Here is a 23,266-nt window from a genome sequence, read left to right on the forward strand (position 1 = left end):
AAGCACGACATGACGTCACCTGTGGTGATCATCGGGACCGGCCTGGCCGGCTACAACCTGGCCCGGGAGTTCCGCAAGCTCGACAGCGACACGCCGTTGCTGCTGATCACCGCCGACGATGGTCGTTCGTATTCCAAGCCCATGCTCTCCACCGGCTTCGCCAAGCACAAGGACGCCGATGGCCTGAGCATGGCCGAGCCCGGTGCCATGGCCGAGCAGCTCAAGGCCGAGATCCGTACCCATACCCGCATCAGTGGTATCGACCCGGGCCACAAGCGCCTGTGGATCGGCGAGGAGGCGGTCGAGTACCGGGACCTGGTCCTGGCCTGGGGCGCGCAGACCGTGCAGGTACCGGTCGAGGGCGACGCCGCGGACTTGGTGTTCCCGATCAACGACCTCGAGGACTACGCGCGCTTTCGCCTGGCGGCAGCCGGCAAGCAGCGGGTACTGATCCTTGGCGCCGGCCTGATCGGTTGCGAGTTCGCCAACGACATGACCCTCGGCGGCTACCAGTGCGAGGTCGTCGCGCCTTGTGAACAGGTGATGCCGACCTTGCTGCACCCGGCCGCCGCCGCCGCCGTGCAAGCCGGCCTGGAAGGGCTGGGCGTACGCTTTCACCTCGGGCCGGTGCTGAACCGCCTGGAGCGTGCCGGCGAGGCGCTGCGCGCCCACTTGTCGGATGGCCAGGTGATCGCCTGCGACCTGGTGGTCTCGGCCATCGGCCTGCGGCCACGTACCGACCTCGCCGCGGCGGCGGGCCTGCAGGTCAATCGTGGCGTGGCGGTCGACCGCCAGTTGCGCACCTCCCACGCCAATATCTTTGCCCTGGGCGACTGCGCGGAGGTCGAAGGCATCAACCTGCTGTACGTCATGCCGCTGATGACCTGCGCCCGTGCCCTGGCCCAGACGCTGGCGGGCAATCCGACCACGGTGAGCTACGGACCGATGCCGGTAACCGTGAAGACCCCGGCCTGTCCCCTGGTGGTATCGCCACCCCCGCAAGGCCGTGAAGGTACCTGGTCGGTCGAAGGTGCCGGAGCCGACCTCAAGGTGCTCTGCCATGCGGCGGATGGGCAGTTGCTGGGCTATGCCCTGACCGGCGGCGCGGTGATGGAAAAACTGGCGCTGAACAGGCTGTTGCCCCCGCTGATGGCGTAAATAGCAGGCGTTCTGTCGGAAATATCCTGTCCTTGCCGCGACAATGGCCGCCCAGACACTGGCGCGGCCCCGGTGAGCGTGCCATTCTCATTTGCGTCTGCCGCAGCCTAGAGCTTGCGGTGCCTTGAACGCTGCCACGTTCGGCAGCACGGCATAACAACAAGAAATCCCGTCAAAGAGGCTTCACTATATGCGCAAACCAGAACTCGCCGCCGTCATCGCTGAAAAGGCCGACCTGACCAAGGAAAAGGCCAATCAGGTACTGAACGCCATTCTCGACAGCATCACCGGTGCGCTCGACAAGGACACCGTGACCCTGGTGGGTTTCGGTACCTTCGAGAAGCGTCACCGTGGCGCCCGTACTGGCAAGAACCCGCAGACTGGCCAGCCAGTGAAGATCAAGGCCAGCAACACCGTCGCCTTCAAACCGGGCAAGAACCTGCGCGACAGCGTCAACACCCCCGCCAAGCCAGCCAAGAAGAAGTAGTCGCGTACACCAACGATGCTTCGAACGGGCGCCCAGGTGGCGCCCGTTGCATTTCTGGTGGGTAAATGCAGCGAACTTGCAAAAACAGGCCAAGAAACGGATAAACTGCGCGACTCAGTCATTTTTCATTCGAGGCGCGTTGATGAAGTTTCGCTTTCTTCTCTGGGCCATGGGCTTGCTGATGGCCAAGGCCAGCCGCAACAACCCGGCGTTCCAGCAGCAGTTGCAGGACAAGGACCTGGTCTTCCAGATGCAGACGCTCGACGGCAAGGTTGCCCGGCACTTCATCGTCAAGGACTTGCGCATCACCAGCCAGGGCGGCCTGCATCCACAGCCGGCCTTCGCCATCGCGTTCAAGGATGCCGCCTACGGTTTTGCCACGCTGCAGGCGAGCAACAAGCAGCTGGCGTTCATGCAGGGGATCCAGGACAAGAACATCCAGATCAAGGGCAACCCGGCGCTGGTGATCTGGTTCCAGGGCCTGATGAAGTACCTGAAGCCGAAGAAGAAAGGTTGATTGGCACACTTCCAAGGTATGGCGTTGCCCTTGTAGGGGCGGCACAAGGCCGCTCCTGCAAAGGCGTGTGAATCACCGAGTTGTAGGCGCGGCGAGGTCGGTACGCTTTCATTGTAACGTGTGGAACTGCGAGGCCAGCTCGCGCAGCAGCGCCTCGGCTTCCAGCACCTTGTTCACCACCTCTTCGGCCTTGTCCCGGGTCAGACCCAGGCGATCGAGCAGGGTGTCCGGGATCTCGCCCTGTGGCCCCGAACCGATACCGCGCGAGCGCAGCAGGCGAATCGCCAGGCACACCAGGTTGGGGAACTGCGAATACTCGCCCTCGTAGGACGGATCGTGCTGGAAGCGCAGCGCCGTCGACAGTTCGTCCGGCATGTCCCACAGTTTCATCAGCCAGGCGCCGATCTGTTCGCGGCTGATCCCCAGCAGATGTTGTTCCACGTAGCTGTGACACAGGTGCGGGTTGACCTCCAGGTGGCGGCAGATCAGCGAGAAGTGCGGTGGGAACACGTGCGCCAACAGCAGGTAGCCGAAGTTGTGCAGCAGGCCGGCCAGGTAGGTCAGGCCAGCCTCGGGGCGCTCGGCACGCGGCATGGCGCGGGTCAGCCCTTCGATCACCGCGGCGGTGTAGATCGACTGCTGCCAGTACGGCGTGGCCTGCTGTGGGTGGTCCTTGGGCAGGCTCAGGGTCTTGCCCAGGGCCAGCCCCAGCGCCAGGTTGATCACCAGGTCGAAGCCGAGCACGCGGACGATGGCGTCTTCCACCGAGCGGATCTTGCCGGGCGAGGCGTAGTAGGGGGACGCTGCCCAGCTGACTACCTGGGCCGCCAGGGCCGGGTCGGTCTCCACCACGCCGGTGATGTCGTCGATGCTGGCGTTGGGGTCGACGCGCAGCTTGATGATCTTCTGCGCGGTGTCCGCCAGAGGCGGGATCTCGATGGTTTCTTCGAGGCGCTTCTGGATGCGCCGGGCGGTGAAGGCCTGCACTGCCTTGGTGATCTCGTGCGGATCGTCGTCGGGGCGGTCGAGGTTCGGGTGGATGTCCTTCACCTCTTGGCCGAAACTGCTGGCACTGGCCTTGGCGAGCAGCTTGCGCAAGGCCGCCGAGTCGATTTCCAGCAGTAGTCCGGTTTCGCCCGACTGGATGAACAGAGTGCCGTGGTCGAGCAGGCTTTTTTCGTACTGGCAGGGGTAGCTGGTCAGCGCCGGGATGGCGGGCAGGGTCTTGAGGTGATGTCTGTCGAGCATCTGCTTCAGGCGTGCCAGCGGTACGGCGGTCAGCGTACGGCCGGTCAGTTCTTCGAGGCGCTTGAGGTCCAGCAGCTGGCTTTGCGGGAACAGCACCATCATGGCGCCGATCTCGTCGTCGAGCAGCACCGCCTGCACCTTCGCTGCCGCCGGCAGCCGTGGGTGGTCGGGCGTCTCGCGGTAGGCTACGCCGAGCTTTTCGAGCAACAGCCGGATGACAGACGGTGCGTGTAGGGTTGCGGTATCCAGGGCAACTTCAGTCATGGTCTGTATCCATTGATTCTTTTAAACGCGAAGTATAACCAGCCTGACTGGCAAGCTGGATCCATTATGGGACGGGCGTCACACCTGGCCATATTGCTGGCCGTGGCGCAGCCAGCGGTCGAGCAGCGGGCTGACGTGGCTCGGCCAGCGCGCCAGCAAGGCCTGGGCGGCATCGCGCACGGCCGGCAGCAGGTCGGCGTCGCGCATCAGGTCGGCGACCTTGAACTGCAGCAGGCCGGTCTGGCGGGTACCGAGCATCTCGCCGGGGCCACGTAGCTCGAGGTCCTTCTCGGCGATGATGAAACCGTCGTTGGTCTCACGCATGATGCCCAGGCGCTCGCGGCCGATCTGCGACAGCGGTGGGTGGTAGAGCAGCACGCAGTGGCTCACCGCACTGCCCCGGCCGACTCGGCCGCGCAGCTGGTGCAATTGGGCCAGGCCCAGGCGCTCGGGGTTCTCGATGATCATCAGGCTGGCGTTGGGCACGTCGACCCCCACCTCGATCACCGTGGTGGCGACCAGCAACTGCAAGTCACCGGCCTTGAACTCGGCCATCACCGCTGCCTTCTCGGCCGGCTTCATGCGTCCGTGGATCAGGCCCACGCGCAACTCGCCGAGGGCGCTGCCGAGCTCCTCGAAGGTGCTTTCGGCGGCCTGGCAGGTGAGCTCCTCGGACTCTTCGATCAGCGTGCATACCCAATAGGCCTGGCGCCCTTCGGCACAGGCGGCACGCACCCGTTCGACCACCTCGAAGCGCCGGCTGTCGGCGACCAGCACGGTGTTCACCGGGGTCCGCCCGGGTGGCAACTCGTCGAGCACCGAGGTATCGAGGTCGGCGTAGGCGCTCATCGCCAGGGTGCGTGGGATCGGCGTGGCAGTCATGATCAGCTGGTGCGGGCACAACTGGCCCATCACGCCCTTCTTGCGCAGGGCCAGGCGCTGTTGCACGCCGAAGCGGTGTTGTTCGTCGATGATCGCCAGGGCCAGGTGCTTGAACTGCACTTCGTCCTGGAACAGGGCATGGGTGCCGACCACCATGGGCGCGCCGCCGGCGATCTGCTCCAGGGCGCTGGCGCGGGCCTTGCCCTTGAGCTTGCCGGCCAGCCAGGCGACTTCCAGGCCCAGTGGCTCGAGCCAGCGCTTGAAGGTGATGTAGTGCTGTTCGGCGAGAATCTCGGTAGGTGCCATCAGTGCCACCTGGTAACCGGCTTCCAGCGCCTGCAGGGCGGCAAGGGCGGCAACCACGGTCTTGCCGGCGCCGACATCGCCCTGCACCAGGCGCATCATCGGCTCATGCTGGCTGAGGTCGTAGGCGATCTCGTTGGCCACCCGTTGCTGGGCGCCGGTGGGCTTGAAGCCGAGGTTGGCCAGGTACTGCGCAGGCAGGCGGCTGGCCTTGGGCAGCACGGGCGCGCGCAGGCTGCGCAGGCTCTCGCGCAGGCGCTGCTGCGACAACTGATGGGTCAGCAGTTCCTCGAAGGCCAGGCGGTGCTGGGCCCAGTGGTGGCCCTCGGCGAGTTCGTCGAGGTCAGCGTCGGCCGGCGGGTTGTGCAGGTAGCGGATGGCGTCGCTCAACGGTGCCAACTGATAGTCGCGGGCTAGCTCGTCGGGCAGCCAGTCTGGCAGGCTGCGCGGGCCGAGCAGGCCCAGGCTCTGCTGGCACAGCAGGCGCAGGCGTTGCTGGGTCAGGCCTTCGGTGGTCGGGTAGATCGGCGTGAGCGTCTGTTCCACCGGCGGCGGCGCTTCGTCGCCGTTGAGCGCGCGGTACTCGGGGTGGTAGATCTCCAGGCCCGAAGCACCGGGGCGCGCCTCGCCGTAGCAGCGCAGATGGGTGCCACGCTTGAGGCCCTCTTTCTGCGCGTTGCTGAAGTGGTAGAAGCGCAAGCTCAGGGTACCGCTGCCGTCGCCCAGACGCACGACGAGGCTACGGCGCTTGCCCATGGTCACGTCGGCGCCACTGACCACGCCTTCGATGACCGCGTCCTGGCCTGGGCGCAGTTGACCGATGGGGACCACCCGGGTTCGGTCCTGGTAGCGCAGCGGCAGGTGGAACAGCAGGTCCTGCAGGTTCTCCAGGCCAACCTTGGCGAGTTTCTCCGCCATGGCGTCACCAACGCCCTTGAGCGTGGTGACCGGGACGTTCGACAGCTCGGTCATGAGATCAGGCCGGTTGTTCCACAGACGGCTTGGCCACCGAGCAGAGACGGATCGAGTCGGCGAGGATCTCGATCGCCTTCGGCCGTGGGAAGCTGGCGCGCCAGGCGATGGCGACGGTGCGGAACGGCGCGGGCGCGGTCAGCGGGCGGACTTCGATCACGCCTGGCGCGTAGTGGTGGCTGTGCACCGCCGACAGCGGCAGGATCGACACGCCCAGGCCAGAGGCGACCATGTGGCGGATGGTTTCCAGCGAGCTGGATTCGACCGTGGTGTGCTTGGAGCCCTCGCCACCCTTGTTCAGCGTCGGGCAGGCCTCGAGCACCTGGTCACGGAAGCAGTGGCCCTCACCGAGCAGCAGCAGGCTCTTGTCGTTGAGCATGGCGGTGTCGATGGTCTGTTTCGCGGTCCAGGGGTGGTCGGCGGGCATCAGCGCGCAGAACGGCTCGTCGTACAGTGGCAGGGTGAGCACGTCGGCCTCGTTGAACGGCAAGGCGATGATTACGGCGTCCAGTTCGCCGTTGCGCAGCTTCTCGCGCAGCACGTGGGTGAAGTTCTCTTCGATGTACAGCGGCATCTGCGGCGCGACCCGGTGCAACTGCGGAATCAGGTGCGGGAACAAGTACGGGCCGACGGTGTAGATGGCGCCGACCTTGAGTGGCGCGGTCAGCTGGTTCTTGCCGGCCTGGGCCAGTTCGCGGATACCCTGGGCCTGCTCGAGGACCTTCTGCGCCTGGGCGACGATGCTCTCGCCGACCGGGGTCAGGCGTACCGCGCTCTTGCTGCGCTCGAAGATGAGCACGCCGAGTTCGTCCTCAAGCTTTTTCACGCCGACCGAGAGGGTGGGTTGGCTGACGTGGCAACGCTCGGCCGCATGGCCGAAGTGCTGCTCCTGGGCAAGGGTGACGATGTAGCGAAGTTCGGTGAGGGTCATAACGTGCGTCCATGAAGTTGCGGCCCCAGCATAGCGGCTGCAATCGATAGACGCACGTTATCAGACTTGCCGTTTTGTGACAGAAACAAAAGCGTCAGCGTCGGTCCAGGGAGTAGACGAACGGTGCGACGACTTCGATCGTGCCATTGTTCAACAGCTCTTTCGGTGGCTTCGGCACGCTGCCGGCGCGGCGGATCATCTCCAGGGTGGCGCGGTCCAGCGCGGCGCTACCCGAACCGCCGGCCAGCGAGTACGAGACCACCTTGCCTTCGGCGTCGACCACGAAACGCAGGCGGTTGATGCCCTGCAGGCCACGGCGACGCGCGTCCTCGGGGTACTTCTTGTACTTGGCCAGGTGACGCAGCAGGTCGCTCTGCCAGCTTGGCAGGGCGTTGCTGTTGGACGCGATGCTTGGTGCCGGTGCCGCGGATTTCTGTGGCGGCGAATTGCTCGGCGGCGTGTCGGCCACGTCTTCCTTCGCTGGCGGCTGGTCCTTCGGCGGCTCCGGCTGCTTCTCGGGCTTCGGCGGCTGGGGCTTGGCCTTGGGCTTGGGCGGCTTGGGAATGGCGATCTTCGGCTTGGGCGCCTCGGCCAGTTTCGGCAGTGGCGGCTCCTCGACCGGTGCCGGTGGCTTGGGCGCGGCCTTGGGCGGTGGTGGTGGCGCAGGCTCGGGCAACGGCGCCAGTTCGACCATCATCGCTGCCGGCGGCAACTCGATGGCCTGGGGCACCGACCAGTTGAGCGTCAGCAGCACGGCCACCACATGCACGCCCAGCACGATTGCCAGGCTGCCACCGTAGCGCGCCATGTTAGAGCGCGTTGTCGTCATTTCTTGGCTGCCGTCTCGAGTCCGACCAGGCCGACCTTGAGGTAGCCGGCCGCACGCATGGTGTTCATCACTTCCATCAGGTCGCCGTAGTCGACGCCCTTGTCAGCCTGGAAGAAGATGGTGGTTTCCTTGTCGCCCTTGGTCCGGGCGTCGAGCAGGGTGCCGAGCTGGTCGCGCTGCGCCACCTCGTCGTCGCCGACGTAGAGCTTCTTGTCGGCCTTGACGCTGACGAACACCGGTTTCTCCGGCCGCGGTGCCGGCTTGGCGGTCGAGGCCGGCAGGTCGACCTTGATGTCGACCGTGGCCAGGGGCGCGGCGACCATGAAGATGATCAGCAGCACCAGCATCACGTCGATGAACGGCGTGACGTTGATTTCGTGGTTCTCGGCGAGGTCGTCGCCACCTTCGTTGAGATGCAGGCCCATGGCTTACCCCACTTTCACCATGTGTGGGGCGGCGCGCTCGCTGCCCTGGTGGTCGAGGTCGCGGCTGACCAGCAGCAGGACCTGGGCCGAGGCGTCGGAGACCTGTGCCTTGTAGCCGGCGATCGAGCGGGCGAAGACGTTGTAGATGACCACGGCCGGAATGGCCGCGACCAGGCCCAGGGCGGTGGCCAGCAGGGCTTCGGCGATGCCTGGCGCGACCACGGCGAGGTTGGTGGTCTGGGTCTTGGCGATGCCGATGAAGCTGTTCATGATGCCCCACACGGTGCCGAACAGGCCGACGAACGGCGCGGTGGAACCGATGGTGGCCAGCACGCCGGTGCCGCTGCTCATGGTGCGGCCACTGGCGGCTACCAGGCGCTCGAGGCGGAAGCTGACACGCTCCTTGATGCCTTCCTTCTCGCGGGCGTTGGCCGACAGGCGCATCTCTTCGAGGGCGTCGTGCACCAGGGTGTGGGCCAGGGTGCCTTCCTTGTTGGAGACATCGCTGGCTTCCTTCAGGGTTACCGACTTCTTCAGCGCGGCGATCTCGCCCCGCAGGCGGCGCTTGGCGCCCATCAGCTCGAAGCCTTTGGCGATCCAGATGGTCCAGGTGATGATCGAGGCGATGGCCAGGCCGATCATTACGGCTTTCACCACCACATCGGCGTTCTTGTACATGCCCCAGGGCGACAGGTCGTGGGCCATGCCCAGCGAGGTGTCTTCGGCTACCACGGCCTCTGTGGACTGCTGCAGGCTGTCGACCAGGGCCTTGGCTTCTGGCGTCAGCTCGGGCGCTGGGGCCTGGGCCTCGGTTGCAGGAGCGCTGGCGGCGGTCGGGGCTGCGGCATTGGCGGCCGGTTCATCGGCCATGGCCAGCGGGGCCAGCACCAGGCTGAACAGCAGCGCGGCAACGGCGCCCCAGGCGCGCGACGGGGTAGGCGAAGCGGAGGATTGAGTACGTGTCATGCTGGCCGGACCTGATGAAGAAAAGAGGTTGAGTTCTCCAAGGCCTCGAGGCGGGCCGAGAACAGACAGGGCGCCATTATTGCAAGTAATTCTTGTTAGCAAAAGTAATAAAGTTGCTTTTTTCAACCATCGTCTAGCCGCTGATCGCTTAATCCGGTTAGCTTGGGCCTTTGGTTTCTGGAGTGCTTGTGATGTCTGACCTCTCTGCGATGATCGTCGGCTGTGGCGATGTAGGCGGCCGCCTGGCCCGTCAACTGCTGGCTCTGGGCTGGCAGGTCAGTGGCCTGCGCCGTTCGGTCGCAGAACTGCCCGAGGGCGTCCGGGCGGTGCCCGCCGATTTGTCCGACCGCCGTCAGCCGGCTGCCTGGCCGTCGCGCGACCCCGACTACCTGGTGTATTGCGTGGCTGCCAGCCAGCACGACGAAGCGGGTTACCAGGCCGCCTACGTCGAGGGTTTGCGCCATGTCCTGGGGTGGCTTCAGGCCAACGGTCAGCGTCCGCGGCGGTTGCTGTTCGTCTCCAGTAGCAGCGTGTATGCGCAGAAAGAGGGTGAATGGATCGATGAGACCGCGGGCACCGAGCCTGAGGGGTACTCAGGCAAGGTCATGCTCGAGGCCGAACAGCTGGCCCTGGGCAGCGGTATTCCCGCCAGCGTGGTGCGCCTGACCGGTATCTATGGCCCGGGGCGCGAATGGCTGCTGGGCCAGGTGCGCCAGGGTTATCGAGTGGCCGAGGAGCCGCCGCTGTACGGCAACCGGATCCATGCCGAGGACGCCGCAAGCCTGCTGGCGCACCTGCTGCAGGCCGATGCCCGGGGTATCGCGCTGGATGATTTCTACATCGGTGTCGATGACGACCCGGCGCCGCTGGCCGAGGTGGTGGGCTGGTTGCGTGGCTACCTGGGCGTCACCGAGTGGTCGGACGAGCAGCGGGTGCGGCGTACCGGCAGCAAGCGCTGCAGCAACGCCCGGGCGCGGGCGTTGGGCTGGGTGCCGGCGTATCCGAGCTACAAAGAGGGCTATGCAGCCATATTGCAAGGGTGTGGTTGACGTTATCGCGAGGCAAGCCCGCTCCCGCAAGGGCTTGGTCCCATGCATCGTGGGAGCGGGTGCCCGGCGATGAGGCCTAGTCCTTTTCCAGTACCCACTGCCGCGCACCTGCGGCCAGTTGTGGCATTTCATCCGGCTGCGCCTGGTTCACCGCCTGGAAGATCTCCAGGGTGTCGCCATCGCGCTTGAAGATCCACGGGGCGCCGCGCTGGTTGCGCTCCAGCCAGAGACTATCGTTGCCATTGCCCATGGTCGCGCAATCACCTGCCAGGCATAGGGCGAAGCGGTCCGGGCCAGGCAGGCCGGTGACGCTGCCGGTGTCGCTGAAGCGCACTGTCGCGCCTTTGCCCGGGCCTTCGACGATCTTCCACTCGCCGCCCAGGTAGGCCTTGTACAGTGCCCGCTCGAAACTGCCGCCCAAGGGGGCGTTGTCCACTGACTTGCTACGCACGAAGGTCTGCTCGTGCCCGGAGGGATCGCTGGCCTGGAGCTTGTCACCGCTGAGCTTGAGCTGCTCGGTCTGGCCCCCTTCGAAACTGGCCTGCCAGTTGTTCTCGTCAGCGCTCAGGCGGCCGTCGGCAGCCTCGAAGCCGTTGCTGAAGCTGGCACGTTGGTTCTGGACGTCGATCTTCCATTCGAACACCGGCCCGTGCTCGCTGAGGGCCTGGCGCAGGCTGGTGCCCTTGGCGGCGGCGTCGATGGCGGTCTGGTTCACCCAGGTGCCGTTGAAGTCTTCAGGTTTGTGGCTGGCGCAGCCGCCCAGTAGCAGGGCTGCCAGCGCGAGGGGGAGTGCGTGGCGCATGGTGTGGACCTTGGGGGAGGAGGGTGACGGGCGGGCGCCCGTCACCGGGGGCATCAGTCGATGACCAGGATGGCGTCCATTTCGACCTGGGCGCCTTTCGGCAGCGCGGCTACGCCAATGGCGGCGCGGGCCGGGTAGGGCTGTTCGAAGTAACGACCCATGATCTCGTTGACCTTGGCGAAGTGGCTCAGGTCGGTGAGGAAGATGTTCAGTTTGACGATGTCCTTGAACGAACCGCCGGCGGCTTCGGCAACCGACTTCAGGTTCTCGAACACCTGCACGGTCTGGGCCTCGAAGCCTTCGACCAGTTCCATGGTCTTCGGATCCAGCGGGATCTGGCCCGACATGTAGACGGTGTTGCCGGCCTTGATCGCCTGCGAGTAAGTGCCGATGGCGGCTGGGGCCTTGTCGCTGTTGATGACGGTCTTGCTCATGAATGACTCCTTGCGGTGGGCGGACTACGCACGCATCCGGGTGATGCGGACCACGCCGGTCAAGGTGCGCAGCTTCTTGATCACACGGGCCAGGTGCACGCGGTCGCGCACGCTGACCACCAGTTGGACCACGCTGATACGGCCGTCGCGTTCGTCCATGCTGATCTTCTCGATGTTGCCGTCGGCGGCGTTGACGCTGCTGGCCAGCAGGGCGATCAGGCCGCGCTGGTGTTCCAGCTCGACCCGCAGCTCGACGTTGAACTCGCCAGTGACGTCCTTGGCCCAGGAGAGCTGCAGGCACTTCTCCGGGTTGTGGCGGATTTCACTGATATTGCGGCAGTCTTCCAGGTGCACGACCATGCCCTTGCCCGCCGACAGGTGACCGACGATCGGGTCGCCCGGGATCGGCGTGCAGCACTTGGCGTAGCTGAGTACCAGGCCTTCGGTGCCGCGGATCGCCAGCGGGCCTTCCGGTGCCGGCAGCGGTTCGCCCTCGGCGGACAGCAGGCGACGGGCGACCACGTAGGCCATGCGGTTGCCCAGGCCGATATCCTCGAGCAGGTCTTCGACCTGTTCCTGGCGGTACTCGGTGAGGATCGACTGGATACGCTCCTGGGGAATCTTCTCCAGGCTGCTGTCGAAGCCGGTCAGCACCTTGTTCAGCAGGCGTTCGCCCAGGCTGATGGACTCGGAGCGGCGCTGCTGCTTGAGGGCGTGGCGGATGTGCGTGCGTGCCTTGCCGGTGACCACGAAGTTGAGCCAGGCCGGATTCGGACGAGCGCCCGGCGCACTGACGATTTCGACCGTCGAGCCGCTCTGCAGGGGCTCGGACAGTGGCGCCAGGCGGCGGTTGATGCGGCAGGCGATACAGCTGTTGCCGACATCGGTATGCACCGCGTAGGCGAAGTCGACGGCGGTGGAGCCCTTGGGCAACTCCATGATCCGTCCCTTGGGCGTGAACACGTAGACCTCGTCCGGGAACAGGTCGATCTTCACGCTCTCGATGAATTCCAGCGAGTTGCCGGCACGCTGCTGCAATTCGAGGATGCCCTTGACCCACTGGCGGGCGCGGGCGTGGCTGCCCTTGGGCTGTTCCTGCTCGTTGGACTTGTACAGCCAGTGCGCGGCGATGCCGTTGTTGGCCATCTCTTCCATCTCGCGGGTGCGGATCTGGATCTCGATGGGCACGCCGTGCATGCCAAACAGCGTGGTGTGCAGCGACTGGTAGCCGTTGGCCTTGGGGATCGCGATGTAGTCTTTGAAGCGCCCCGGCAGCGGCTTGTACAGGTTGTGCACGGCGCCCAGCACGCGGTAGCAGGTATCGACCTTGTCGACGATGATGCGGAAGGCATACACGTCCATGATCTCGGTGAAGGCGCGTCGCTTGCCGCGCATCTTCTTGTAGATGCCATAGAGGTGTTTCTGGCGGCCGCTGACCTCGCCTTCGATGCCATCGGCCGCCAGGCAGTTGGCCAGCGAGGTCTCGATCTTGGCGACGATTTCCTTGCGGTTGCCACGGGCACTCTTCACCGCGCGGTGGATCAGCGACGAGCGCATCGGGTGCATGGCCTTGAAGCCAAGATCCTCGAACTCGACGCGCACGGTGTGCATCCCCAGGCGGTTGGCGATGGGGGCGTAGATCTCGAGGGTTTCCTTGGCGATGCGCCGGCGCTTCTCGCCGGACAGCACTTCCAGGGTACGCATGTTGTGCAGGCGGTCGGCCAGCTTGACCAGGATCACGCGAATGTCGCGGGCCATGGCCATGGCCATTTTCTGGAAGTTCTCGGCCTGTGCCTCGGCCTTGGTCTCGAAGTTCATCTGGGTCAGCTTGCTGACCCCATCGACCAGCTCGGCGACGGTTTCGCCGAATTGCTGGCTCAAGGCTTCCTTGGCGATGCCGGTGTCTTCGATCACGTCGTGCAGCATGGCTGCCATCAGGCTCTGATGGTCCATGTGCATGTCGGCGAGGATGCTGGCCACGGCCAGCGGATGGGTCACGTAGGGTTCGCCACTGCGGCGGCGTTGCCCATCGTGTGCCTGTTCGGCGTAGAAGTAGGCCCGGCGAACCAGGTTGACCTGTTCGGGGCCCAGGTAGGTCGACAGCCGTTCGGCAAGAGCTTCTATACCCGCCATGGGTTCACCTCTTGCTGAAGAAGAGGGCCTTGCGCCGCACGACGTCGACCGGGCATCAATCAGACCGCCTCGTTGTTCTCGTCCTCGAATGCGGCGAACACCGGATCCTCGGTGACGATCTCTTCGGCGGCGATGAATTCAGGGGTGACGATACCTTCGGCGATTTCACGCAGGGCAACGACGGTCGGCTTGTCGTTTTCCCATGCGACGCGCGGCTCTTTGCCGCCGGTCGCCAGCTGACGGGCGCGCTTGGTCGAGAGCATGACCAGCTCGAAGCGGTTATCCACGTGTTCCAGGCAGTCTTCAACAGTTACGCGGGCCATGGTCTTCCTCAGTAGCAAATGCGGTAGGCGTGCAGCCCAATATGGGCAGGCGGACTCGATAGTTTAAAAAATCACCAGCCAATAGGGAAGGGCTGTTTTGTCGGGTCTGCCTGTGGCGCCTCTGTCCGGGGCCACTGGACCCCGTCGCCGATGCCCGACAATAGCCTGACGCACATTGCCGACACAACTGCCCTTGACGCGTTAACGCAACATCGCGTCGCGCAGGCGCGGGGTCAGCTCCTCGAACAGTGTCTGCACCGAGCGCAAGGCGCGGCAATCCGGGCGGGTCAGCAGCCACAGCTGGGTATCGCAGCCGGGCAGCGGACCGCTCAGGGCCTCGACCCCGGGCAGGTCGTGGACCATGTAGTCGGGCAGGGCCGCCACGCCCAGGCCGGTGGTTACCAGCTGGGCGATGGTCGACATGCCGCTGCACTGGTAGCGCGGCACCAGCCCGGGGTGATGCTGGTTGCGCCAGACCACGGTGGCGTGGTCCTGCATGGCATCGTCGGGGGCTATCCATGGCACGCTGGCGGGCGATTCCTGGAGTCGTTCGCGCAGCGTCGGCTGGCCACACACCACATAGCTGGTCGAGCCCAGGCAGCGGCCTACCAGGTGCTCTGGCGGGGTGTTGGTCAGGCGCAGGGCGATATCGGCGTCGCGGCGGCTCAGGTTGGCGAAGGTGTTGGAGGTTCCCATCTCCAGCGACAGCGCCGGGTAGTTGGGCATGAACTCGGCCAGCGCCGGCAGCAGCAGGCTGTGCAGCACCGCTTCGGTGCAGGTCAGGCGCACCGTGCCGCTGACCACCTGCTCGCCACTGGTCAGGGCAATGCGCGCCGCATCCAGGGCTTGTTCGGCACGTTCGGCCTGCTCGGCCAGGGCCTGGGCGGTATCGGTCGGCAGGTAGCCCTTGCGGCTCTTGACGAACAGCGCGGTGCCCAGTGCCGACTCCAGTCGCCGGATCGAGCGGAACACCGTGGAGACGTCGACCTTGAGCAGTTCGGCGGCCTTGGCCAGGGAGCGGCCGCGTTCCAGGGCGAGGACCAGGGCGAGGTCCGCATGGTTGATCTGATATTGCATTGATGCACGCTCTGCTTGCCGAATTGCCAATGTCTGTTGCGTGGGGGCCATTTTATAGTGAAACGGCCCCCGGGAATCAATGCAGCCGGTCGGCAACCCAGCCCCCAACGATGGGCCAGTGAAAAGAACAACAGCAGCACCATCGTCGCCCTTCGAGGCGTCATCCGCAGTTCCCCACATCGCCGCTCCAAATCGAAGGATGTACAGCCATGACGTCGGTCTCTCCGTGCGCCAGTTCTTCCCGCGAGATGAATGAATTCCTGGACGCCCACCCGGACACGCAGTTCGTCGACCTGCTGATTTCCGACATGAACGGCGTGGTGCGCGGCAAGCGTATCGAGCGTGCCAGCCTGCACAAGGTGTACGAGAAGGGCATCAACCTGCCTGCCTCCCTGTTCGCCCTGGATATCAACGGCTCGACCGTCGAAAGCACTGGCCTGGGCCTGGATATCGGCGATGCCGACCGCATCTGCTACCCAATTCCCGGCACGCTGTCCGACGAGCCGTGGCAGAAGCGCCCCACGGCGCAGTTGCTGATGACCATGCACGAGCTCGACGGCGCGCCATTCTTCGCCGATCCGCGGGAAGTGCTGCGCCAGGTGGTGAGCAAGTTCGACGACCTGGGCCTGGATATCTGCGCCGCGTTCGAGCTGGAGTTCTACCTGATCGACCAGGACAACCTCAACGGTCGTCCGCAGCCACCGCGCTCGCCGATCTCGGGCAAGCGCCCGCAGTCGACCCAGGTGTACCTGATCGACGACCTCGACGAATATGCCGATTGCCTGCAGGACATGCTGGAAGCGGCCAAGGAGCAAGGCCTGCCGGCCGATGCCATCGTCAAGGAAAGCGCGCCGGCGCAGTTCGAGGTCAACCTGCACCACGTCGCCGACCCGCTCAAGGCCTGCGACTACGCGATCCTGCTCAAGCGCCTGGTCAAGAACATCGCCTACGACCATGAGATGGACACCACCTTCATGGCCAAGCCCTACCCGGGCCAGGCGGGCAACGGCCTGCACGTGCATATCTCGCTGCTCGACAAGCAGACCGGCAAGAACATCTTCGCCAGCGACGATCCGCTGCAGAGCGAGACCCTGCGCCACGCCATCGGTGGCGTGCTGGAGACCATGCCGGCGTCGATGGCCTTCCTCTGCCCGAACGTCAACTCCTACCGCCGCTTCGGCGCGCAGTTCTATGTGCCCAACGCGCCGAGCTGGGGCCTGGACAACCGTACCGTGGCCCTGCGCGTGCCCACCGACAGCAGCGACAACGTGCGCATCGAGCACCGCGTGGCGGGCGCCGACGCCAACCCGTACCTGATGCTCGCGGCGATCCTCGCCGGCATCCATCACGGTCTGACCCAGAAGGTCGAGCCGGGTGAGCCGATCGAGGGCAACTCGTACGAGCAACTGGAGCAGAGCCTGCCGAACAACCTGCGTGACGCCTTGCGCGCGCTGGACGACAGTGAAGTCCTCAACCAATACATCAGCCCGGACTACATCGATATCTTCGTGGCCTGCAAAGAGAGCGAACTGGCCGAGTTCGAAGTGTCGATCTCCGACCTCGAGTACAACTGGTACCTGCACACGGTGTAAGCCCATGAGCGCATTTGCGGTCCCTTTGATCGGTGTCAGCGCCTGCCGCCAGCAGGTGGGGAAGAACTCGTCGCACACGGTGGGCGACAAGTATGTCGAGGCCGCCGGCTTTGCCGGGTTGCCGCTGATCCTGCCGGCCCGTGACGGTGGCAGCGACACGCAGGCGCTGCTGGCGCGGCTCGATGGCATTCTTTTTACCGGTTCACCTTCAAATGTCGAGCCGCATCATTACAATGGCGCGCCCAGTGCGGAAGGTACTCGCCACGATCTGGCGCGCGACCGACTGACGCTGCCGTTGCTGCAGGCGGCGATCGCCGCCGGCGTGCCGGTGTTCTGCGTCTGTCGTGGTTTCCAGGAGTTGAACGTGGCCCTTGGCGGCAGCTTGCACCAGCGCGTGCAGGAATTGCCCGGCTACCTGGACCACCGTGAACCTGAGGATGCACCCCTGGAGGTGCAATATGGCCCTCGGCATCCCGTCGGTATCGAACCGGGCGGGTTGTTCGAGCGCTTGGGCCTGGCTGCGCGGTTCGAGGTCAACTCGCTGCACAGCCAGGGCATCGATCGCCTGGCCCCTGGCCTGCGCGTCGAGGCACGGGCCCCGGATGGCCTGATTGAAGCGGTGTCGATGCCTGACGCGCCGGGCTTTGTACTCGGTGTGCAGTGGCACCCTGAATGGCGTTTCGCCGAAAACCCGGTCTCGCTGCGCCTGTTCGAGGCGTTCCGCGAGGCTTGCATTGCCCATGCTTCACGGGAGGGTATGCGCCAGGAGACACCCTGACGTTAGCCGAAGGTCTTGGATGACCGTGCCCCCACCGCGAGCTTTCAATGAGTGAAAGCGGGCCCTCTACGGCGGGCCTGTGAGAACAATTCCAATAGTTACGGCACAGACTCATGAATGAATACACAGAAGCCGGACGCCCACCCGATGCGGCGTCCGACTCGGGCAACACCCAGCGCAGCAAGGGCCTGGCCAAGGGCCGCCTCGGTCTGCTGGCCAGCGTCGTGCTGGGCATTTCCACCATCGCCCCGGTCTACACCCTCACCGGCGCGCTCGGCCCGACCGTGCGCGAAGTCGGCGCGCACCTGCCGGCGGTGTTCATCGTCGGCTTCCTGCCGATGCTGCTGGTGGCCCTGGGCTACCGCGAACTGAACTCGGCGGAGCCCGACAGCGGCACCTCCTTTACCTGGTCGGCCCGTGCCTTCGGTCCGATGATCGGCTGGATCGGCGGCTGGGGGCTGGTGGTCGCCACGACCATCGTGCTGTCCAACCTGGCGGGCGTGGCGGTCGATTTCTTCTATCTGTTCCTCGCCCAGATCACCGGCAACCAGGAGTTGGCGGCGCTGGCGGACAATCTATTGGTGAACATCACCACCTGTTGTGTGTTCATTGCCCTGGCGGTGTGGATCTGTTGTCGCGGCATGGCCACTACCATGACGGTGCAGTATGGCCTGGTGGCCCTGCAACTGATGGTGCTGATCGGCTTTGCCTTCGCCGCTTTCGGTGAGACCACCGCGCCGCCGCCGCTGGAATTCGACTTCGCCTGGTTCAACCCGTTCGGCGTCGAATCGTTCTCGGCGTTCGCCGCTGGGCTGTCGCTGTCGATTTTCATCTTCTGGGGCTGGGACGTGTGCCTGACCGTCAGCGAAGAGTCGGTCGGCAGCGACGAGGTGCCAGGCAAGGCCGCCACCTGGACCGTACTGCTGATTCTCGGTCTGTATCTGCTCACCGCCATCGCCACCCTGCAGTTCGCCGGGATCAGCGAACATGGCCTGGGCCTGGGTAACCCGCGTATCCAGGAGAACGTCTTCGCCCACCTGGCCGGTCCGGTCATGGGGCCATTGGCGATCCTGATGTCCATCGCGGTGCTGGCCAGCACCGCGGCCTCGCTGCAGTCGACCTTCGTCTCGCCGGCTCGCACCCTGCTTGCCATGGGCTACTACGGCGCGGTGCCACAGCGTTTCGCCAAGGTTTGTCCGCGCTCGCAGACTCCGCGTTACGCGACCATCTGCGCCGGCATCGCCGCAGGGCTGTTCTACGTGACCATGCGGACCCTGAGCGAAAACGTGCTGGCCGACACCATCACGGCCCTGGGCATGATGATCTGCTTCTACTACTCGCTGACCGCGTTCGCCTGCGTGTGGTACTTCCGCCACAGCCTGTTCGACAGCGTGCGCCACTTCTTCATGCGCGGCGTCTGCCCGCTGGTGGGTGGGGTGATCCTGTCGGTGATCTTCGTGCGCACGGCCATCGACAGCGCCTCGCCGGAGTTCGGCAGCGGCTCGCATGTGGCCGGATTGGGGCTGGTGTTCGTGATCGCGGCGATCATCTCGGCGCTGGGGATCGTGCTGATGATGTTGTCGCGGCTGCGGGCACCGGCGTATTTCCTCGGCGCTACATTGCGTCAGCAGGCGACCATTCAGTTGCAGGAATAAGGAAGGCCATTGCGGGATCAGCCCGCTCCCACGTGGGGGCGGGCTGGTTTCGCGATGCTCTGTTCAGCCGATCAGCTGCTTCAGCAAGGCGCCATGACGCGCCTGCTGCTTGTCCAGCAGCAACCGGTTCGAGGCGAATACCGCCTTCATCTCGTCCAGGGCCACGGCGAAATCGTCGTTGATGATGACGTACTCGTATTCGTCGTAGTGCACCATCTCGCTGACCGCTTCCTTCATGCGTCCGGCAATGATCTCTTCACTGTCCTGGCCGCGGCCATCCAGGCGCTGGCGCAGGGCTTCCTGGCTGGGCGGCAGGATGAAGATCGAACGTGCCTCAGGCATCAGCTTGCGTACTTGCTGCGCGCCCTGCCAGTCGATCTCCAGGATCAGGTCGTAGCCCTGGTCGAGGGTTTCCTGCAACGCGCTGCGCGAGGTGCCGTAGAAGTTGCCGAACACTTCGGCGTGCTCGAGGAAGTCACCCTTGGCGATCAGGGCCCGGAACTCTTCGTGGACCACGAAGTGGTAGTTCACCCCGTGCGCTTCGCCCGGGCGCATGGCGCGGGTGGTGTGGGAGACCGAGACGCGTACGCGCGGGTCGTCCTTGATCAGGGCCGTGACCAGGCTGGTCTTGCCGGCGCCGGAGGGTGCCGAGACGATGTAGAGGGTGCCGCTGCTGTGGTTCATGGTAGGGGTGGCCTTACTCGATGTTCTGTACTTGTTCACGCATTTGTTCGATCAGCACCTTCAGGTTTACCGCCGCCTGGGTGCTGCGTGGGTCGAAGGCCTTGGAGCCAAGGGTGTTGGCCTCGCGGTTGAGTTCCTGCATCAGGAAGTCCAGGCGCCGGCCGGCGGCGCCGCCGGACTTGAGCACACGCCGCACTTCGGTGACGTGGGTGCTGAGACGATCCAGCTCTTCGGCGACGTCGCTCTTCTGTGCCAGCAGCACCATTTCCTGCTCCAGGCGCTGTGGGTCGAGTTCGGCCTGCATGTCGTGGAAGCGGTCGAGGATCTTCTGGCGTTGCACGGCCAGCATCTGTGGTACCAGGGCGCGCAGGGTGGCGACTTCGCTGGCCATGCTGTCCAGGCGCTCGTTGATCAGCCGGGCCAGTTCGACACCTTCGCGCTGGCGACCGGCCTTGAGTTCGGCCAGTGCCTCGTCGAACAGGGCGACGGCTTCGGCGTTGAGGGCCTGCGGGTCCGCCGCGTCGCCCACCAGCACGCCTGGCCAGGCCAGGACTTCCAATGGATTCAGCGGGGCCGGTTGCTTGATCAGGCTGGCCACGGTCTCGGCGGCGGCGACCAGCTGCGCGGCGCGTTCGCGATCGACCTGCAGGGGTTTGCCGGCGTGGTCGTCGGCCAGGCGCAGGGTGCATTCGACCTTGCCGCGCGACAGGCCTTGCCGCAGGCCTTCACGCACCGCGCCTTCGAGGTCGCGCAGGGCTTCGGGCAAGCGCAGGTGAGGTTCGAGGTAGCGATGGTTGACCGAGCGCAGCTCCCAGGTCAGGGTGCCCTGGCTGCCGGCGCGCTCGACGCGGGCAAAAGCGGTCATGCTGTGCACCATGGGGAATACCTCGCGTAGTCGGGGGAACGGGGGCAGCCTTCGGGCCGCAAGGCGCAGGATTGTAGCGCAGTGCGAGCCGGGCGCCCAATCCAGCCATGCTACAGCGCTGCCCGCGGGTGTTGGGAAAAGGCGACAGGCTGTGCCGGGTACGACGATAGGCATGTCCTCACCGGACGTCGGGCTCTATAATGCTCGGCAGATTCAAAGTCCCGGTACAGGTATCCCAGATGAAACGTCCAAGTGGTCGCGCCGCCGATCAGCTCCGCTCGATCCGCATTACCCGCAACTACACCAAGCACGCCGAGGGGTCGGTACTGGTCGAGTTCGGTGACACCAAGGTCATCTGCACGGTCAGCGTCGAAAATGGTGTTCCCCGCTTCCTCAAAGGCCAGGGCCAAGGCTGGCTGACTGCCGAATACGGCATGCTGCCGCGCTCCACTGGCGAGCGTAACCAGCGCGAGGCCAGCCGTGGCAAGCAAGGTGGCCGCACCCTCGAGATCCAGCGTCTGATCGGCCGCTCCCTGCGCGCTGCGCTGGACATGAGCAAGCTCGGCGATATCACTCTCTATGTCGACTGCGACGTGATCCAGGCCGATGGCGGCACCCGCACCGCGTCGATCACCGGTGCCATGGTCGCCCTGTGCGACGCCCTGGCGGTGATCAAGAAACGTGGCGGCCTGAAGGGCGGCAACCCGCTCAAGCACATGATCGCCGCGGTGTCGGTGGGCATGTACCAGGGCGAGGCCGTGCTCGACCTCGACTACCTCGAGGACTCGGCAGCCGAGACCGACCTGAACGTGGTCATGACCAGCGCCGGTGGTTTCATCGAGGTGCAAGGCACCGCCGAGGGCGCACCGTTCCAGCCTGAAGACTTCAACGCCATGCTGGCGCTGGCGCAGAAGGGCATGGCGGAGATCTTCGAGCTGCAGACGGCCGCGCTGGCTGACTGAAGGCCGTGACAGGGAGGTGCGAATGAACGACGTGGATCTGCCCGTCACCCCGCCCAACGCCGATGTACGGCAGTGGGCGATGTTCTGTCACCTCTCGGCGCTGCTCGGGTTGGTGATGCCGCTGGGGCATCTGCTCGGGCCACTGGTGCTGTGGCACCTCAAGCGCGAGCAGGACCCCTTCATCGATGCGCAGGGCAAGGAGGCGCTGAACTTCCAGATCAGCGTCACCCTCGCCAGCTTCGTCTGCTTCATGCTGATGTTCGTATTCATCGGCATCGTGCTGTTCGCCATGCTGATGGTGGCGGTGCTGATCCTGATCATCCTGGCGGCGGTGAAGGCCAATGAGGGCAAGGCGTACCGCTATCCATGGATCTGGCGGCCGATCAAATAGAAAACGGGGCCTGAAGCGGCCCCGTTTTCATGTTCAGATGGTCAACGTCCAGTCGTAGTCGACGATCAGCGGCGCATGGCGCGAGAAGCGCGGTTGGCGCGGCAGACGGGCATTGCGCACGAAGCGGCGCAGGCCTGGGGTGAGGATCTGGTAGTCGAAGCGATAACCCAGGTTGAGCATCTCGGCCTGTTCGTTATCCGGCCACCAACTGTACTGGTCACCTTCGCGGCTGACTTCGCGCAGGGCATCGACATAGCCCATGTCGCCGGTGATCGCGTCCATCCAGGCGCGTTCCGGTGGCAGGAAACCGACCGACTGCTGGCTGTCGCGCCAGTTCTTGATGTCGAGCTTCTGCTGCGCCACGTAGAACGAGCCGCAATAGATGTATTCGCGGCGCTTGCGGCGCTGCTTGTCCAGGTACTTGGCGAAGTCGTCCATCAACTTGAACTTCTGGTTCAGGTCTTCGTCGCCGTTCATGCCCGAAGGCAGCAGCAGGCTGGCAATACTTACCTTGTCGAAATCCGCTTGCAGGTAGCGCCCGTAACGGTCGGCCGTCTCGAAGCCCAGGCCGGTGATGACTGCCTTGGGCTGCATGCGCGAGTAAAGTGCCACGCCACCTTGGGTGGGCACCTCCGCATCGCAGGCGTAAAGGAAATAGCCATCGAGCTGGAAAGCTGGGTCATCGAGTTCAAAGGCCGAGGCGCGGGTATCCTGAAGGCAGATGACGTCGGCATTCTGGGCTTGCAGCCAGCTGAGCAATCCACGCTCGGCCGCAGCCTGAATGCCATTCACGTTCACACTGATGATCCGCATAAATGGCCCCAAAAATCTCGTGCGTGTATGATACCCGAGCTCAACACATTTAGCTAAATCCGTGGTGTCCGGGACTCTTCATGCAGCCGTATCAGCGCGACTTCATCCGTTTTGCCATCGAACGCGGCGTTCTGCGTTTCGGTGAGTTCACTCTGAAATCGGGGCGTACCAGCCCGTACTTCTTCAATGCCGGCCTGTTCAACACAGGTTCCGCCCTTGCCCAGCTGGGGCGTTGCTACGCCGCCGCCATCGTCGACAGCAAGATTCCGTTCGACGTGCTGTTCGGCCCGGCCTACAAGGGCATTCCGCTGGCTGCGGCCACCGCGGTGGCCCTGGCCGAGCAACATCAGCTCGACATGCCCTGGTGCTTCAATCGCAAGGAAGCCAAGGACCATGGCGAGGGTGGCAGCCTGGTCGGCGCACCGCTGGCCGGCGACGTGCTGATCATCGACGACGTGATCACCGCGGGCACTGCCATCCGCGAGGTCATGCAGATCATCAACGCCCAGCAGGCCAAGGCCGCTGGCGTGCTGATCGCGCTGAACCGCGAGGAGCGTGGCAATGGCGAGCTTTCGGCGATCCAGGAGGTCGAGCGTGACTTCGGTATCCCGGTAGTGAGCATCGTCTCGCTGACCCAGGTGCTGGAGTACCTGGCCGACGATCCGCAGCTCAAGCAGCACCTGCCGGCCGTCGAGGCCTACCGCGCCCAGTACGGCATTTGACGTA

Annotated in this window: 24 protein-coding genes; 10 read left to right on the top strand and 14 right to left on the bottom strand. The window is 64.9% G+C overall.

Annotation, left to right across the window (positions count from 1 at the left end; all coding sequences use genetic code 11):
- Positions 1-9: 9 nt before the first annotated feature.
- The 3 genes from F3J43_RS18160 (at position 10) to F3J43_RS18170 (ending at position 2,162) form a co-directional block, all read left to right on the top strand.
- Positions 10-1,158, top strand: coding sequence for an NAD(P)/FAD-dependent oxidoreductase (locus tag F3J43_RS18160; RefSeq protein ID WP_166889715.1), 1,149 nt, complete (start codon positions 10-12; stop codon positions 1,156-1,158).
- A 190-nt stretch (positions 1,159-1,348) separates the two neighbouring features.
- On the top strand, positions 1,349-1,645 hold the full coding sequence (locus tag F3J43_RS18165) for an HU family DNA-binding protein (RefSeq protein ID WP_054884748.1): 297 nt from the start codon (positions 1,349-1,351) through the stop codon (positions 1,643-1,645).
- A 142-nt stretch (positions 1,646-1,787) separates the two neighbouring features.
- Positions 1,788-2,162, top strand: coding sequence for a helicase (locus tag F3J43_RS18170; RefSeq protein WP_166889718.1), 375 nt, complete (start codon positions 1,788-1,790; stop codon positions 2,160-2,162).
- A 108-nt stretch (positions 2,163-2,270) separates the two neighbouring features.
- Here the strand turns inward: F3J43_RS18170 and F3J43_RS18175 are convergent, their stop codons facing one another.
- From F3J43_RS18175 to exbB, 6 genes are all read right to left on the bottom strand, one after another.
- A complete protein-coding gene (locus tag F3J43_RS18175; RefSeq protein WP_166889721.1) occupies positions 2,271-3,674 on the bottom strand; it encodes an aminoacyl-tRNA deacylase and HDOD domain-containing protein in 1,404 nt (467 codons plus the stop codon).
- A 78-nt stretch (positions 3,675-3,752) separates the two neighbouring features.
- The gene (gene recG, locus F3J43_RS18180; protein WP_166889724.1) at positions 3,753-5,831 is read right to left on the bottom strand and encodes an ATP-dependent DNA helicase RecG; all 2,079 of its coding nucleotides are present in this window, start codon (positions 5,829-5,831) and stop codon (positions 3,753-3,755) included.
- A 4-nt stretch (positions 5,832-5,835) separates the two neighbouring features.
- The gene (locus F3J43_RS18185) at positions 5,836-6,762 is read right to left on the bottom strand and encodes a hydrogen peroxide-inducible genes activator (RefSeq protein WP_166889727.1); all 927 of its coding nucleotides are present in this window, start codon (positions 6,760-6,762) and stop codon (positions 5,836-5,838) included.
- A gap of 94 nt (positions 6,763-6,856) precedes the next feature.
- Complete coding sequence (locus F3J43_RS18190) at positions 6,857-7,570, bottom strand: energy transducer TonB (RefSeq protein WP_205297948.1); 714 nt, start codon at positions 7,568-7,570, stop codon at positions 6,857-6,859.
- Positions 7,571-7,587: 17 nt separating this feature from the next.
- Positions 7,588-8,016 carry a TonB system transport protein ExbD gene (gene exbD / locus F3J43_RS18195; protein WP_166889733.1) on the bottom strand — a complete coding sequence of 143 codons (429 nt, stop codon included), beginning with the start codon at positions 8,014-8,016 and terminating at the stop codon, positions 7,588-7,590.
- Between the two features lie 3 nt (positions 8,017-8,019).
- Positions 8,020-8,982: a tonB-system energizer ExbB gene (gene exbB / locus F3J43_RS18200; protein ID WP_166889737.1), complete on the bottom strand. Its 963-nt coding sequence runs from the start codon at positions 8,980-8,982 to the stop codon at positions 8,020-8,022.
- A gap of 191 nt (positions 8,983-9,173) precedes the next feature.
- Here exbB and F3J43_RS18205 point away from each other — a divergent pair, with 191 nt between their 5' ends.
- A complete protein-coding gene (locus tag F3J43_RS18205; protein WP_166889741.1) occupies positions 9,174-10,031 on the top strand; it encodes an NAD-dependent epimerase/dehydratase family protein in 858 nt (285 codons plus the stop codon).
- 76 nt (positions 10,032-10,107) lie between these two features.
- Here F3J43_RS18205 and F3J43_RS18210 read toward each other — a convergent pair whose 3' ends face one another.
- From F3J43_RS18210 to F3J43_RS18230, 5 genes are all read right to left on the bottom strand, one after another.
- The gene (locus F3J43_RS18210; RefSeq protein ID WP_166889744.1) at positions 10,108-10,833 is read right to left on the bottom strand and encodes a hypothetical protein; all 726 of its coding nucleotides are present in this window, start codon (positions 10,831-10,833) and stop codon (positions 10,108-10,110) included.
- A 53-nt stretch (positions 10,834-10,886) separates the two neighbouring features.
- Complete coding sequence (gene ridA / locus F3J43_RS18215) at positions 10,887-11,267, bottom strand: deaminase RidA (protein WP_166889747.1); 381 nt, start codon at positions 11,265-11,267, stop codon at positions 10,887-10,889.
- Between the two features lie 24 nt (positions 11,268-11,291).
- Positions 11,292-13,400, bottom strand: a complete 2,109-nt coding sequence (spoT, locus tag F3J43_RS18220) for a bifunctional GTP diphosphokinase/guanosine-3',5'-bis pyrophosphate 3'-pyrophosphohydrolase (protein WP_166889750.1) — start codon at positions 13,398-13,400, stop codon at positions 11,292-11,294.
- Positions 13,401-13,459: 59 nt separating this feature from the next.
- Complete coding sequence (gene rpoZ, locus F3J43_RS18225) at positions 13,460-13,723, bottom strand: DNA-directed RNA polymerase subunit omega (RefSeq protein WP_008091595.1); 264 nt, start codon at positions 13,721-13,723, stop codon at positions 13,460-13,462.
- Between the two features lie 201 nt (positions 13,724-13,924).
- Positions 13,925-14,800, bottom strand: a complete 876-nt coding sequence (locus tag F3J43_RS18230) for a LysR family transcriptional regulator (RefSeq protein WP_166889754.1) — start codon at positions 14,798-14,800, stop codon at positions 13,925-13,927.
- 209 nt (positions 14,801-15,009) lie between these two features.
- Here F3J43_RS18230 and F3J43_RS18235 point away from each other — a divergent pair, with 209 nt between their 5' ends.
- The 3 genes from F3J43_RS18235 to F3J43_RS18245 all read left to right on the top strand — a co-directional run bounded on the left by F3J43_RS18235 (position 15,010) and on the right by F3J43_RS18245 (position 18,825).
- On the top strand, positions 15,010-16,392 hold the full coding sequence (locus F3J43_RS18235; protein ID WP_166889757.1) for a glutamine synthetase family protein: 1,383 nt from the start codon (positions 15,010-15,012) through the stop codon (positions 16,390-16,392).
- A gap of 4 nt (positions 16,393-16,396) precedes the next feature.
- The gene (locus F3J43_RS18240; protein WP_166889760.1) at positions 16,397-17,170 is read left to right on the top strand and encodes a gamma-glutamyl-gamma-aminobutyrate hydrolase family protein; all 774 of its coding nucleotides are present in this window, start codon (positions 16,397-16,399) and stop codon (positions 17,168-17,170) included.
- A gap of 113 nt (positions 17,171-17,283) precedes the next feature.
- Positions 17,284-18,825 (top strand): APC family permease, encoded by a 1,542-nt coding sequence (locus F3J43_RS18245; RefSeq protein ID WP_166889763.1) that lies wholly within the window; start codon positions 17,284-17,286, stop codon positions 18,823-18,825.
- Between the two features lie 63 nt (positions 18,826-18,888).
- Here F3J43_RS18245 and gmk read toward each other — a convergent pair whose 3' ends face one another.
- Together gmk and F3J43_RS18255 are read right to left on the bottom strand one after the other, a co-directional pair.
- The gene (gene gmk / locus F3J43_RS18250) at positions 18,889-19,509 is read right to left on the bottom strand and encodes a guanylate kinase (RefSeq protein ID WP_166889767.1); all 621 of its coding nucleotides are present in this window, start codon (positions 19,507-19,509) and stop codon (positions 18,889-18,891) included.
- A 13-nt stretch (positions 19,510-19,522) separates the two neighbouring features.
- On the bottom strand, positions 19,523-20,386 hold the full coding sequence (locus tag F3J43_RS18255) for a YicC/YloC family endoribonuclease (protein WP_166889770.1): 864 nt from the start codon (positions 20,384-20,386) through the stop codon (positions 19,523-19,525).
- Between the two features lie 227 nt (positions 20,387-20,613).
- On the opposite strand from F3J43_RS18255, the gene rph reads away from it, so the two are divergent.
- Positions 20,614-21,336, top strand: a complete 723-nt coding sequence (gene rph, locus F3J43_RS18260; protein ID WP_166889773.1) for a ribonuclease PH — start codon at positions 20,614-20,616, stop codon at positions 21,334-21,336.
- Positions 21,337-21,358: 22 nt separating this feature from the next.
- Positions 21,359-21,727 (top strand): DUF4870 domain-containing protein, encoded by a 369-nt coding sequence (locus F3J43_RS18265; RefSeq protein WP_166889776.1) that lies wholly within the window; start codon positions 21,359-21,361, stop codon positions 21,725-21,727.
- Positions 21,728-21,760: 33 nt separating this feature from the next.
- Here the strand turns inward: F3J43_RS18265 and crc are convergent, their stop codons facing one another.
- Entirely contained in the window at positions 21,761-22,540 is a 780-nt protein-coding gene (gene crc, locus F3J43_RS18270) for a catabolite repression control protein Crc (protein WP_166889779.1), read from the bottom strand.
- Positions 22,541-22,620: 80 nt separating this feature from the next.
- On the opposite strand from crc, the gene pyrE reads away from it, so the two are divergent.
- The gene (gene pyrE / locus F3J43_RS18275) at positions 22,621-23,262 is read left to right on the top strand and encodes an orotate phosphoribosyltransferase (protein WP_166889782.1); all 642 of its coding nucleotides are present in this window, start codon (positions 22,621-22,623) and stop codon (positions 23,260-23,262) included.
- Positions 23,263-23,266: the final 4 nt, after the last annotated feature.

The organism is Pantoea sp. Cy-639, assembly GCF_011752525.1.
In the GTDB taxonomy this organism is placed as follows: Bacteria; Pseudomonadota; Gammaproteobacteria; order Pseudomonadales; family Pseudomonadaceae; genus Aquipseudomonas.